Origin of the sequence: Helicobacter sp. (assembly GCF_014799995.1) — a bacterium.
GTDB lineage: Bacteria > Campylobacterota > Campylobacteria > Campylobacterales > Helicobacteraceae > Helicobacter_D.
This window is the reverse complement of record NZ_JAAVGY010000043.1, coordinates 1-12587: the sequence shown is the minus strand read 5'-3', so window position 1 is coordinate 12587 and position 12587 is coordinate 1. Positions and strand designations below refer to the sequence as shown.

Below are 12587 nucleotides of genomic sequence, written 5' to 3'. Positions count from 1 at the left end.
GATTGTAATTTTGGTAACTTTAAACACGAAAAAAGATTTTGATAGTGTTTATAAGAGCCAGAAAAAATGGCATCACTCTCACTTTATTTTGTTTTTTAAAGAGAATCCACATAAAGCAGTAAAGCGGGTTGGATTTTCGGTGTCCAAAAAAATAGGCAATGCCGTGTGTAGGAATCTTATCAAACGCCGATTGAGAAGCATTTATAGAGAGTCTATGTCAAGTTTAAAAAATGGGGATATGATTTTGCTAGCAAAAGTTGGTTTAGAAAAGGTAGAATATAGAACTTTGCAAGAGAATTATCAATATGCTTTAATGCGTCTTAATTTGGTAGCTCAAGAATGTTAAAACGATTTTGTATTCAAACGATTTCTTTCTATCAATATTTTATCTCTCCAAGTTTGGGTAGGACTTGTCGTTATTATCCAAGCTGTTCTGAATATTCTCAACAAGTCTTTTTGTTTCAGAATCCTTGCATAGCTATTTGGAAGACATTGTTGCGGATTCTTTCTTGTAATCAATTTTTTAAAGGTGGCATCGCCTATCTTCAAGTCTCTTTAAAAATCCGACCGCATTTTGGTAATCTTGATTCTGTTAAGTATTGGTTAGTTCCCCATAAAACCCAAAAATATAGCCCTAAAAATGTTCCCAATGGTGTTTTTGAAGATTTACAAGTTCAAAAGTTTTATGTGATAAAAAATTATTCAAAGGTTTCCCGTGTTTGATAAAATTGATAATCTAAGCTCTCAAACTAGAATTTTGATTGCTGTGCTTCTAGCCCTTGCTTTTTTTGTCCCTTATAGTTATTTCTATAAACCCCAAATAAATGAAAATAATGCAACGCAAGCAACGACAAGAGAAATGCAAAACGTTAAGATAGAATCCAATATGATGGCGCAAGAGACTGCTGCAACGTCAGCTCAAAGCAGTGCAGTGATTGCCACCATAGAATCCGAAGGCTTTATTTACAAGATTGACCGATTAGGGAGAATCGCAGAAGTTGTTTTAAAAGAGGAAAAATATCAAAAAGATTCTATCCCATTAGCACTTTTTCCAGAGGATGTGGCAAATCCTAATAATCCGAAAATTTTAGAAATTCGTTTTTCGGATTCTTTGTTAAATCAACAAGCATTTAGCACTCCTTATAGTGCGGATTCTCACTCTTTGGAGATAAAAGATAAACCACGAACCATTACCCTAACTCAAGAATTGGGTGAAGTAAAAGTGGAAAAAGTGCTGACCTTTTATCCTAATGGATATTATGAGGCAGAAATTAATATTCCGCAAAATTATGTTTATTTTGTATCTCCGGGTATGCGCCCAAGCGTGGAGAACGATTCCTATGTGTTCAAAGGCGTGATTATCAAAGAATCGGATAATACCATTACAACAATAGAAGATGGCGATGCGCAAGGGCAAAGCAATTATGCTAATGCGAGTATTGTTGCAGCAGCAGACCGCTATTACACCACTTTGTTTTTTAGCAAGACGAATCATCTTAATGCGACAATTTTGAGCAATCCAAGCGAAAATCCAATGCCTTTTATTAGTGCCAATGGGGAACTGAAACTAGAGGGTTATATCGGTCCAAAAGATTATCGTTTGCTTGAATCTATCAATCCAAATTTAACCGATGTAGTAGAATATGGAATCATTACTTTTTTTGCCAAACCACTTTTCTTATTGCTTGATATGCTTCATAATTTGTGTGGAAATTGGGGTTGGGCAATTATTTTGCTTACACTCATTGTAAGGGTGGTGCTTTATCCTTTGACTTACAAGGGAATGGTGTCAATGCAAAAACTAAAAGAGATTGCACCAAAAATGAAAGAATTGCAACAAAAATATAAAGGCGAACCTCAAAAGCTTCAAGCTCATATGATGGAACTTTATAAAAAGCACGGTGCGAATCCAATGGGAGGTTGTTTGCCTCTATTGCTACAAATGCCGGTATTTTTTGCGATTTATCGTGTTTTGTTTAATGCGATTGAATTAAAAGGAGCGGGTTGGTTACTTTGGATTAAAGACCTCTCTGTAATGGATCCTTATTTTATTTTACCCATTTTAATGGGCGGCACAATGTATCTTCAGCAGCATTTAACTCCTACGGCTTTTAGCGACCCAATGCAAGAAAAAATCTTTAAATTCCTACCTTTAATTTTTACAATTTTCTTTGTAACTTTTCCGTCAGGGCTTGTATTGTATTGGTTTGTCAATAATATTTTCTCCATTCTTCAGCAATTGCTCATTAATAAAGCATTAGAGCGTAGAAAAGCTAGAGAAATCGCTGAACATAAACATAAAGATGACTAAGATGAAAAAGATAGAAGCAGAAACTTTAGAAAACGCATTGATTATCGCGTCTAATACTTTTGAATGTTCCGTAGTGGATTTAGAGTATGAGATTATTCAAAATCCCTCTAAAGGTTTTTTGGGGATTGGTAAGAAGTCTGCAATTATCTGTGCGCAGCCAAAGGCTTCATTCCAAAAACCCCTCAATGATTCCAAATTCAAAGATTCTAAAATGTCTTTTGATGCAATCCATCAAGAGCATTTCCAAGATAGAAAAGACGATGAACTTTCTTCGGCAAGTATAGAATCCCCAAAGGCAGCTTTCAAATATTCGTCAGAAGTCAGAGAAAATCCCCAAGAAGCCTTTAAAGAGGCTTCAAGGGATTCTAGCTTGCAATTTGCTAGCAAGATTCCTAATTATAGGGATAATAAACACAAAGAGCCAATGGATTTGCAGGTTGTTGCGCAGGAAGTGCAAAGGGAATTAAAAGCATTGTTGGAATTAATGCCCTACCGATTGAGTGAAATTTTTGTTGAACCTTACGATGAGAATACACTTTATATCAAAATTGACGGCGAGGATTCCGCTTTATTGATTGGCAAAGAGGGCTATCGTTATAAAGCCATTTCGTATTTGATTTTTAATTGGGTTAATCACGCTTATGGTTTGATGATTCGCCTTGAGATTGCAGAATTTTTGCGTAATCAAGAGGAAATGATTGCAAATTATTTGCTTCCTACGATTGAAAATATCAAAACTTTTGGAAAAGCTCAAACAAAGCCCCTTGATGGCGTGTTAGCGCATATTGCGCTCAAGCAGCTTCGCGAACAATTTCCCGATAAATATGTTTCTTTTCGCATAAATAGCGAGGGAGAACGTTATATTATTATTAACGATTTTCACCACTCCTAAAAGCATTTTATATGCTAAATGATGATACGATTATCGCACCTGCTACGACTTATGGCAAGTCTTCATTGAATGTCTTGCGTTTAAGTGGTAAGGATTCCCTAAAGATTGCTGCAAAACTTGCCAAAACGACACCAGAAAATCTTATGCTTTCTTTGCCTGCGCGTTATGCAAAACTGACTAAAATTTATTTTAGCAATAATGACTTGCTTGACGAATGTATTTTGCTTTATTTCAAAGCACCCCATAGTTATACGACACAAGATGTCATAGAGTTTCAATGCCACGGAGGAAACTTTATCGCACAGAGCATTCTGCAAGAATGTTTGCATTATGGCGCGCGTTTGGCGAATCCCGGAGAATTTACAAAACGCGCATTTTTGGGCGGACGCATTGATTTGTCTCAAGCACAAGCAGTTGCGAAGCTTATAGAATCTCAAAGTGCCCAAGCCCACCAAATGCTAATGCGCCATTTAAAAGGAGAAATGCAGGGTTTTTGTGAAAATTTACGTACAGATTTGATTACTTTGTTGGCACATAGTGAAGTTTTCATAGATTATGCGGAAGAAGAATTGCCCAATGATTTATTAGAGGGCTTAGAAAATAAACTAAATGCTATCCTAAAAACCTTGCATACTCTTTTAGAACAATCCCGAGCAAAGCGCACTTTGTTTGAGGGTTATCGGTTGTGTATTATTGGCAAGCCTAATGTTGGGAAAAGCTCTCTTTTGAATGCTCTTTTGCACCATAATCGCGCAATTGTGAGTGAGATAGCAGGCACTACGCGTGATAGTATTGAGGAAAACTTTATGTTAGGGGGGCACTTGCTGCGTCTGATTGATACTGCTGGAATTCATCAAACCAAAGATATAGTAGAATCTGAAGGGATTAAAAGAAGTTTGGAGAAAGCAGAGGAAAGTGATTTATTAATCGCCTTATTTGATGGTTCTTCTCCTTTGACGCGGGAAGATTTTGAGATGATAGAATTATTAAAAACCCATCAAGCAAGCAAAAAGATTTTTGTTTTGATAAATAAAGCAGATTTGGAATGCAAGATTGATGAGGAGGTTTTGCGAGAGTTTAGTCCTTTGAAACTTTGTTTGAAAGGTGATTTGTATGCCAAAGATTCCTTGCTAGAACATTTCAAAGGACATCTCCAATCTTTATTGGATTCCAAAGAGGAATCGCAATCTTTGCTTTTGACTTCAGAATATCAGTTTCAAGCCGTGCAAACTTGTATCAAGGCTTTAGAGGAATCTCTTTTGCCTTTGCAAAATGCGGAATTAGAGATTTTTAGCTTTCATTTAAATGAGGCATTAAAAGCCATTGCTTCTATTACCAAGCCTTATGAATATTCTCAAATGCTAGATGTAATGTTCGGAGATTTTTGTTTGGGCAAGTGAGAGAGTTTGGATTCTATAAACTTTGGTATAATTGAAAAAATCAAAGGGGAATAGATTATGGAACATCTTAAAAAGCCGAAATTAGGATTTGAACTTTTGCATAAAATATTTGTGGCGGCAAATATTCGCCGTTGGAATGACCAAGCAACTCCGGTTGAGTTTTTAGAGCTTGATAAGCAAGCGCATAAAATTGTGATTGCCTACTTGCTTGCGCATTTTGAAATCTTAGAAAACAAGCAGGAAATTAATTTTGAGCGATTAATTTTGCAGTTTTGCTATGAGTTTTTTGAGCGCATTATCTTAACAGATATTAAACCGCCGGTTTTTCACAAGTTAGTCAAGCAGCATAATAAAGCCCTTGTGGATTTTGTTTGTGCGCAATTAGAAGAGGATTTAGAAGGGTTTGGTTTTTTAGAGCCTATGCGAGAATATCTTTATGGAAAGGTAGATAATCTTGAAAAAGAGATTCTAAAGGCTTCGCATTATTATGCTTCCAAATGGGAATTTGATATTATCTATCATTTTAATCCCACAATGTATGATGTCCAAAATATCAAAAAGGCTTTGGATAAACAAGTACATGAATATTATCCCCTAGCAGGTATGCGACAAATTATGTATGAGGAACTCCGTGAGATTGTGGATATGTTTGGGCAGTTGAGATTCCAAAAACGTTGGAGTCAGACGCCGCGCGTGCCTTGCACTTCCGTGCTTGGACATACTCTTGTCGTGGCACTTTGTGCCTATCTTTTGGGTTATGATTTGGGGTTTTCTAAAGAAATGCAAATCCAACATTTTCTTTGCGGATTATTTCACGATTTGCCAGAAATCTTAACGCGTGATATTATTTCTCCAATCAAGAAAAATGTAGAGGGTTTAGACGCGTTTATCAAACAAATTGAAGAAGAGGCAGTGAGAGAGAAGATTTTAAATATCGTTCCAGATTCCATTGCGCAGGAAATTGTTTATTATACGCAAAGTGAATTTAGTAATCGTTATAAAAAAGAGGGAAAAGTAATCTTTAGCTCTCATAAGGGAGAGGGGTTTTTAGCAGAGATAGAAGCGGAATCGCCCAAGCAACCAATTTTTGGAGAATTTTTAAAATATTGCGACCATTTGAGTGCGTTTTTGGAGGCAAAGATTTCCATTGAACACGGGATTAAAAGTAAGGAGTTATTAGAGGGTGCGAGAAACTTAGAGTATCGTTATAACGATAAATCCCTTAAAGGCATTGATTTGGGTTATTTGTTTAGAGAATTTAAAGATTCTTGATTCCTTTGAGGCTAGCAACAATACAATCACTCATTTGCCTAACGGCTTGCATTGAACATTCTTTTTGCAAATCTTGACTTATTTGCGAGATTCTCTCTTCTAAGAGTTTCAAGCTATCCCATAAAACTTCACAAAACAAGTCTTGCTCCAAACATAAAAATCCAAGTCCTTTTTCTTCTAAAAACTTCGCATTATAGTATTGGTGATTTCCTGCCGCATAAGGATAGGGCACGAAGAGTGCGGGTAAGCCATTGGCGCATAATTCCCACAAGGAGCTAGCCCCCGCACGACAAATCGCAAAATCGCACTGCTTTAGAATCTTTGGCATTTGTGTGCTAAAGCCAAAGAGCACAACATCTACATTTTCTAATTCCTCCAATGTGCCAATTTGTAAATTTTTAGATTCCACCTCGTTTAGAGATTCTACACTTTCTTTCAGAATTCCTATTTTTAGATTGAGTTTTAGATATTCTTCAAGCACGCGCATAAAGTCTGTTTTGCCACATTGGTGATAAATGTGCAATTTTCTTTGTTTAATGTCTTCTGCTAAGGCTAGAGCGAAATTATTAATGGCTCTAGCACCTTGTGAGCCTCCCATAAAAAGCAAATTTTCTATTTTTTGACGCACCCTTGCTTGAGCAAAAAATACTTGACTTACAGGATAAAATTTGAGGGGCGAGGATGGCAAATAAGAGGAAAAAAATATTTTTGCATAGGGTTTGAGAATCTTATTGAGTCTCCCGATTTGCGCATTTTGTTCGTGGATAAAGAGCGGAATCCTAAGCAGCACTGCCCCAAAAGCAGTAGGCGCGGCAGAGTAACCACCCACAGATAAGACAAAATCTACTTTGTCTTGTTCTTTTAGGATTCTCATTGCTTGTTTGAGTGCTTTGGCTTGCTTCCATAAGGATTGTAATTTGCCCAAGCCTTTTTTATTGACAACACCAGAAGTTTCTAAGAAAAATTTTTGTTTGAAACGAGATTCTTGTTCAAAATATGCTTTGTCTTGACCATTAACAGAGCCGATGAAAAGGCATTCAAAACCTTGTTTGTGGAACTCTTCTAAAAAGGCTTTTGCTACGCTTAGGTGTCCTCCTGTACCGCCTCCGGTAATCACTACTTTCATCTTGAATCCTATAAAGTTTTTGAAATTTTATCCAAATTGTAACATAGCTTCACACTTTTAGGGTATAGTGGAATAAAATGAATCCAAAATCATAAGAGTTTTTAAAAAGTTAAACTTTTTTGATACTTTTTATTGAAATATTGCAAAAAAATGCTAAGATAAGCAGGATTAATTTTAGGAGAATGTTATGGATAATATGGAAAATGTGTTTGATATTAAGTCGCTTACAATGTCTGTGTTGATGACTCCAGCAGTAGCAAACTTTAAGGGTAGGGTGCATGGGGGAGATTTGCTAAAACTCCTTGACCAAGTTGCGTACGCTTGTGCCTCTCGTTATTGTGGGAAATATGTTGTAACTCTGTCAGTGGATAGAGTAACCTTTAAATATCCTATTGAAGTGGGAAGTCTTGTAACTTTTTTGGCTTCCGTGAATTATACAGGTAAAACTTCACTTGAAGTTGGAATCAAAGTGATTGCAGAGGACATTCATAAGCGCACCGTAATGCACACGAATAGTGCTTATTTCACAATGGTGTGTGTAGATGAAAATGGTAAGCCTGTCCCAGCACCACCACTAGAGCCAAAAACAGAAGCAGAGAAAAGACGTTTTGAAAAGGCACTCAATCGCAAAAAAGCGCGTATAGAACTTGCCAATAAACGCTCTTAATATGTTATAATTTCTCTTTTTGGAGAAATTATGCAGTGGCTAAAGAAGATTCAATAATCAGCATACATCAAGAATCAAACGAACAAAAAACCGAAGAAATCAACGCAATACGTACAAATATTATGAAATATCATTTGGGTAAGTTTTGCAAGGCTAATGCCAATGCGCTTGCGTTAATTTTCAAAGCCCTAATAAGAGGGGAAGCTATTTATTCTAAGGTGCAGTTTCTACAAGACTCTCAAACAAACAGCCTGCTTTGTCAAAAAGTTCAAGATTCCAATCAAGGGAATCCAAAAGAGCCTGCTCAAGAATCCAAAATAGGCAGAATGTATCACAAAAAAGAATCCAAAATCAATAAAAAAGACTCTCTAGCGCAGCCCTCCCAATCTCCTAAACATCAAGAGATTCAAAAACCAAAGGAGAAAGTACAATCAAAAAAAGATTCCAAAGACTCTATTCAAGAGACAGAATCTATACCCGATAATCCCGCTACACCTTTTCCTTTAAATATTGAGGGGTGAGGATTGCGATTCCATATTGTGTTACACGAGCCTCGTATCCCACAGAATACAGGAAATATTGGCAGACTTTGTTTTGCAAGTGATTCGGTGTTGCATTTGATTCACCCGCTTGGCTTTCATCTTTCTCAAAAAGAGTTGAAGCGCGCAGGTATGGACTATTGGAAAGATTTGGAAGTCTATGAATGGGAGAGTTTGCACGCATTTTGGGATTCTCCATTGTTGCAGATTCCGCATTTCTTTCTGACAACCAAAGCCATTTCTCCTTATTATCAAGCTCCATTGCAATATGGGGCATACTTGCACTTTGGACGCGAAGATGCCGGGCTTAGCGAAGAGATATTAAAAGCCAATCAAGAATCGTGTTATACGATTCCAATGAAGAATAATGCACGTAGTTTGAATCTCGCGACAAGTGTTGGGATTGTGCTTTATGAGGGAATCCGCCAAAGAGATTTAAGCAATTTGTAGTCTGATTTATTACTAGAAATCTTACTCGTTGTGCTATGATTATTTGAGTTGCAAAATCATTCCCGATTCTAAATGTTTGGTATGGGGAAATTGGTCAAAAAAGGCGGTATGCAAAATCTTGTGTGTTTGTGTTAGAATCTCTAAATCTTGCTTTAGGCTGATAGGATTGCAAGAAATGTAGATAATGGTTGGGAATCGTTGTAGGAATCGACAGACTTCCACCCCTAAACCTGCGCGTGGTGGGTCAATCAATACCGCACCAAAACAAAAAGAATCCAAATCAATCTCTCTTAAACGTTGAAATTCTCTCACACGATTGAGAGCCTCTATACATTCTGTTCCGCTTAAGCGGATAAAATGGATATTGGTTGCTTGATTAGCTTGTGCGGCAAATTGTGCGGCTTTGATAGAGGTTTTAGAAATTTCAGTCGCAAGTACTTGGCGAAATTTTTGTGCAAGAGGAATCGTAAAGTTTCCACAACCGCAATACATTTCTAGTAAATCTTGAGAGTGAGAATCGCTTAAATGGTGCAAAATCCAAGTAATCATTTGTGCATTGATTTGCGGATTGGGTTGTGTGAAAGTCCCCTCAAAGTAGCGATAAAGATAGGTTTTGCCAAGAATCGTTAGGGATTGCGTCAAATAATCTTTGCCTACGATAAGTTTAATACCTTTGGAGCGTCCAATCAGATGAATTTCAAGATTCAAAGCAAGTTGCAATTCTTGGCGCAGAGTTTCCGCTAGCTGCTCCCAAGACTTTTCTAATTTTTTGTGATAAATGAGGCTCAATAAGAGGGAATGGGTTTGTGTTGAGAGAATCTCTAAACTAAAGAGATGTTCTTTTAGCTCTGTAAATTCCACGCGATTTAAAAGATTGCATAGAATAGGCAGTGTTCTTTGAATCTCTAAAACTAGATTTTGACAATTTTCTATACAAACAAAGCTTGTTTTTTGGCTTTTTGTAGTACCTCCTAAAGAGCGCATAGCAAAATGTATTTTGTCTTCTAAATGATAGATTCCAAGCTCTGCACGTGCCCTAAATCCTAAATCCTCAATGCTAAAGACTTCAAAATCCTTTATTCCAAGCAGTTGGCTTGTTTGTGTGATTTTGGATTCTAAACTCTCTCCTGTGCAGCCGCCACATTTCCCAAAATATTTACAAGTCATTGCTACCGAAAGCTTTGTACTAAATTCATCGTGAGTAAATTAAAGCCATCTACCAAAATAAAAACTAGGATTTTAAAGGGCAATGAAATCATTGTAGGAGGTAGCATCATCATTCCCATTGCCATTAGAATAGAACTAATCACCATATCAATCACCAAGAAAGGCAGATAGAGCAGGAATCCAATTTGAAATGCAGTTTTCATTTCGCTAATGATAAATGCGGGCAAGGCGATACTTAGGGGGACATCTTGCGCACTTTGGGGATTTTCAATATTGCGAATACGATAGAATAATGCCAAGTCTTTCGGACGTGTGTTGCGAATCATAAAGTCCTTAAAGGGTTGAGAAGCGCGTAAAAATGCTTCATCATAGGGGATTTCTTTGGCAATGTAGGGTTCTATGCCTTGATTGTAGGCGTCTTTGGCTACGGGCTCCATAATGAAAATTGTCAAAATCAAGGCAAAGGAAACTAAAAGTTGTGTGGGGGGGGATTGTTGTGTTCCCATTGCGGTGCGCAAAAATGCGAGGACGACTAGGATTCTAGCGAAACTTGTCGCCATTAAAATCAAAGAAGGTGCTAAAACAAGAAGCGTTAGAATGACGACAATATTGAGTGTCGCAACCAAGTCTCCCGGCTCTGTCGGTGCGCTTAGAGTAAGGTCTACCGTTGGAATCGTGGGGCTTTGAGGTAAGGGCGGAGGTGCTGCCCAAAGCGAGAGTGCGCTAAAAAGCAAAATAAATAGGAATCGCGCCATTAAAATTCTCTTGCTAGATACACAAAAGAATCCATTGTGTTATGCTGGGGATTGGATTTATTTTGCGATGTTTGCATAGGGTTTTGTATTGTGTCATTTTGCCTGTTTGGTTCTTGAGTTGGTGATTCTATATTATTTTCTTGGTTTTCTTGCTGGTTGAGATAGTTTTGTTGAATCGTTCTATCTAAAATATTTTGTGTTTTATGCAGAAGTCTATCATCAGGATAAAATCTAAATTCCACGCGCCGATTGCTCGCGCGATTCTCTTCGCTTGTATTTGGAAGGACAAAGCGACTTGCTCCATTGCCAAGAGAAGTGAGTTTTTTGGGATTGACTTTATTTTCTATTAAAATCTTAGAGACATTCAAAGCCCTAAGCGCACTCAAGCCCATGTCATCTTTATATTTTGCAGTAGGTACTATGGGGGAATTATCAGTATAGCCAATCACATCGGCGTGTAGATTGGGAGGCATTTTTTGCAGGATTAATGCAAGTCGCTTCAGAAATAAAATTTCCTCTTCACCTTCAAGTGTTGTTTCGCCTTGTCCAAAAAGCAGCTTTCCACTAAAACGCAAGATAAAGCCCTCGCTCCCATCATCAACGATATTAGATGGTCCCAAAGAAACGCGAATGTTTTCTTTGAAATCTAGGATTTCGCTTTCGATTTGTTTTACTTCGTCTGCACTCTCGGGTTCGGTTGTCATATCAGCTTGTTGTTGGATTCTCGTATTGTCTGGCTCTATTTTGATTCCCCCGCTAAGCAACGACATTGAGCCTTTCATACTTCCTTCGGCTTCGGTGAGTTTTTTTGCATCAAAAGTTACCATTGAGAGAATCAGAATAAAGAAAGTTAGAATCAAAGTAACCATATCGCCATAAGTTCCAAGCCAAAGCGGCAGAACTTGAGGGCAATCACAGGGCGGACAACGATTTGCCATTTACAAATCTTTATTCAAATTGGCTTACGCGTTGATTTGGTGGTAAGAATGTGAGCAATTTTGCTTCAAGCGCACGCGGGTTATCTCCCGCTTGGATAGACATAATCCCCTCTATAATAAGAAGTTTGACTAATGCCTCATCTGCGGCACGCACTTTTAAAATATTGGCAATGGGCGAACCTACAACATTTCCAACGAATGAACCATAGAAAGTAGTCAGCAAGGCAACCGCCATCGCAGGTCCAATAGAGGCAGGGTCGGACATATTCAAGAGCATCGCAACCAAACCAATCAAAGTCCCTAGCATTCCATACGAACCAGCAAAAGCCGCCCAAGTATCAAAGATACCCGCATTGTCTTTATGTCTTTCTAAAGTTCTATCCATATCTGTTTCTAGTAAATCACGAATGCTATCAGGTTCTGCGCCATCAATCGCCATATTGAGCCCACGTTTTAGAAATTCGTTTTCTTCTTGGTTAGACTGTTGTTCCAAAGAGAGAATCCCATCGCGTCTTGCTTGTGTAGAGTAATCTACGAGTTTTTTAATAAGTCCCGGGACATCAAAAGTTTGAGGTTTGAAAGCAATCATAAAGTAAGTGAAAAACTTTTTCATACTTTCCATTTTGTAAGCAATAAGCAAACTCGTGATAGAACCCCCCACAGTAATCAAAATAGAGGGAACGTCAAAATATGGCATAATCCCTACACCAAGTGCCATCGCTGTGCCTAATAATATTAGCGACAATGAAATTCCTGCAACTGACCCTAAATCCATACGCACACTTCCTTATAAAGAGTAGATAGAAATTTAACCCTAAAACATAATTTTGATTCCAAAACATAAATTTTAAACTTTATTGTGTTAAAATTTGTTTAAATTATCTTTAAAAAATTTATCACAAAAAAGGGTTTCAAATGTATTTGATTGATTTTGGTTATGATAGCTTTATCAAAGGATATGTTTTGAATCTAATTAGTGATAGACGAACAAGTGCAAAGTTAAAGTATGGGAATGAAATTAATACTTTCACATTTACAAATTTTACAGCCCAAGATTTTAATTTGTTTTT

General features: G+C 37.4%; 14 protein-coding genes. 9 read left to right on the top strand and 5 right to left on the bottom strand.

The window, feature by feature from the left end:
• Window positions 1–10: 10 nt before the first annotated feature.
• Genes rnpA through HDT10_RS06645 form a run of 6 tightly spaced genes read left to right on the top strand, consistent with a single transcriptional unit; the run spans window position 11 to window position 5875 of the window.
• Window positions 11–346 carry a ribonuclease P protein component gene (gene rnpA / locus HDT10_RS06670; protein ID WP_290881442.1) on the top strand — a complete coding sequence of 112 codons (336 nt, stop codon included), beginning with the start codon at window positions 11–13 and terminating at the stop codon, window positions 344–346.
• Entirely contained in the window at window positions 340–723 is a 384-nt protein-coding gene (gene yidD / locus HDT10_RS06665) for a membrane protein insertion efficiency factor YidD (protein WP_290881440.1), read from the top strand. The genes rnpA and yidD overlap by 7 nt, the downstream gene beginning before the upstream one ends.
• Entirely contained in the window at window positions 716–2311 is a 1596-nt protein-coding gene (gene yidC, locus HDT10_RS06660) for a membrane protein insertase YidC (protein ID WP_290881438.1), read from the top strand. Before yidD ends, yidC begins: the two co-directional genes overlap by 8 nt.
• Window position 2312: 1 nt before the next feature.
• On the top strand, window positions 2313–3203 hold the full coding sequence (locus tag HDT10_RS06655) for a Jag N-terminal domain-containing protein (protein WP_290881435.1): 891 nt from the start codon (window positions 2313–2315) through the stop codon (window positions 3201–3203).
• 11 nt (window positions 3204–3214) lie between these two features.
• On the top strand, window positions 3215–4603 hold the full coding sequence (gene mnmE / locus HDT10_RS06650) for a tRNA uridine-5-carboxymethylaminomethyl(34) synthesis GTPase MnmE (protein ID WP_290881432.1): 1389 nt from the start codon (window positions 3215–3217) through the stop codon (window positions 4601–4603).
• A gap of 57 nt (window positions 4604–4660) precedes the next feature.
• Complete coding sequence (locus HDT10_RS06645) at window positions 4661–5875, top strand: HD domain-containing protein (RefSeq protein ID WP_290881430.1); 1215 nt, start codon at window positions 4661–4663, stop codon at window positions 5873–5875.
• Here the strand turns inward: HDT10_RS06645 and HDT10_RS06640 are convergent.
• Window positions 5862–7001: a UDP-N-acetylglucosamine--N-acetylmuramyl-(pentapeptide) pyrophosphoryl-undecaprenol N-acetylglucosamine transferase gene (locus tag HDT10_RS06640; protein WP_290881427.1), complete on the bottom strand. Its 1140-nt coding sequence runs from the start codon at window positions 6999–7001 to the stop codon at window positions 5862–5864. The two genes, HDT10_RS06645 and HDT10_RS06640, sit on opposite strands and share 14 nt — an antisense overlap.
• Window positions 7002–7188: 187 nt before the next feature.
• On the opposite strand from HDT10_RS06640, the gene HDT10_RS06635 reads away from it, so the two are divergent.
• Genes HDT10_RS06635 through HDT10_RS06625 form a run of 3 tightly spaced genes read left to right on the top strand, consistent with a single transcriptional unit; the run spans window position 7189 to window position 8657 of the window.
• Window positions 7189–7668 (top strand): acyl-CoA thioesterase, encoded by a 480-nt coding sequence (locus HDT10_RS06635; RefSeq protein ID WP_290881424.1) that lies wholly within the window; start codon window positions 7189–7191, stop codon window positions 7666–7668.
• A gap of 35 nt (window positions 7669–7703) precedes the next feature.
• Window positions 7704–8189, top strand: a complete 486-nt coding sequence (locus HDT10_RS06630) for a hypothetical protein (protein ID WP_290881423.1) — start codon at window positions 7704–7706, stop codon at window positions 8187–8189.
• Window positions 8190–8192: 3 nt separating this feature from the next.
• Window positions 8193–8657: a tRNA (cytidine(34)-2'-O)-methyltransferase gene (locus tag HDT10_RS06625; protein WP_290881421.1), complete on the top strand. Its 465-nt coding sequence runs from the start codon at window positions 8193–8195 to the stop codon at window positions 8655–8657.
• 39 nt (window positions 8658–8696) lie between these two features.
• On the opposite strand, the gene trmA is transcribed toward HDT10_RS06625, so the two are convergent.
• From trmA to HDT10_RS06605, 4 genes are read right to left on the bottom strand one after another with little or no spacing between them, the layout of a single operon-like run.
• Entirely contained in the window at window positions 8697–9824 is a 1128-nt protein-coding gene (gene trmA, locus HDT10_RS06620) for a tRNA (uridine(54)-C5)-methyltransferase TrmA (protein ID WP_290881419.1), read from the bottom strand.
• A gap of 2 nt (window positions 9825–9826) precedes the next feature.
• Complete coding sequence (fliP, locus tag HDT10_RS06615) at window positions 9827–10579, bottom strand: flagellar type III secretion system pore protein FliP (protein ID WP_290881416.1); 753 nt, start codon at window positions 10577–10579, stop codon at window positions 9827–9829.
• On the bottom strand, window positions 10579–11517 hold the full coding sequence (locus tag HDT10_RS06610; RefSeq protein ID WP_290881413.1) for an OmpA family protein: 939 nt from the start codon (window positions 11515–11517) through the stop codon (window positions 10579–10581). Before HDT10_RS06610 ends, fliP begins: the two co-directional genes overlap by 1 nt.
• Window positions 11518–11527: 10 nt before the next feature.
• On the bottom strand, window positions 11528–12292 hold the full coding sequence (locus HDT10_RS06605) for a MotA/TolQ/ExbB proton channel family protein (protein ID WP_290881411.1): 765 nt from the start codon (window positions 12290–12292) through the stop codon (window positions 11528–11530).
• Between the last annotated feature and the right edge of the window lie 295 nt (window positions 12293–12587).

Coding starts and splice junctions, on each gene's coding strand:
- yidD (WP_290881440.1), top strand. CDS start 340: ATGTTAAAACGATTTTGTATTCAAACGATTTCTTTCTATCAATATTTT.
- HDT10_RS06655 (WP_290881435.1), top strand. CDS start 2,313: ATGAAAAAGATAGAAGCAGAAACTTTAGAAAACGCATTGATTATCGCG.
- mnmE (WP_290881432.1), top strand. CDS start 3,215: ATGCTAAATGATGATACGATTATCGCACCTGCTACGACTTATGGCAAG.
- HDT10_RS06645 (WP_290881430.1), top strand. CDS start 4,661: ATGGAACATCTTAAAAAGCCGAAATTAGGATTTGAACTTTTGCATAAA.
- HDT10_RS06640 (WP_290881427.1), bottom strand. CDS start 7,001: ATGAAAGTAGTGATTACCGGAGGCGGTACAGGAGGACACCTAAGCGTA.
- HDT10_RS06635 (WP_290881424.1), top strand. CDS start 7,189: ATGGATAATATGGAAAATGTGTTTGATATTAAGTCGCTTACAATGTCT.
- trmA (WP_290881419.1), bottom strand. CDS start 9,824: ATGACTTGTAAATATTTTGGGAAATGTGGCGGCTGCACAGGAGAGAGT.
- fliP (WP_290881416.1), bottom strand. CDS start 10,579: ATGGCGCGATTCCTATTTATTTTGCTTTTTAGCGCACTCTCGCTTTGG.
- HDT10_RS06610 (WP_290881413.1), bottom strand. CDS start 11,517: ATGGCAAATCGTTGTCCGCCCTGTGATTGCCCTCAAGTTCTGCCGCTT.
- HDT10_RS06605 (WP_290881411.1), bottom strand. CDS start 12,292: ATGGATTTAGGGTCAGTTGCAGGAATTTCATTGTCGCTAATATTATTA.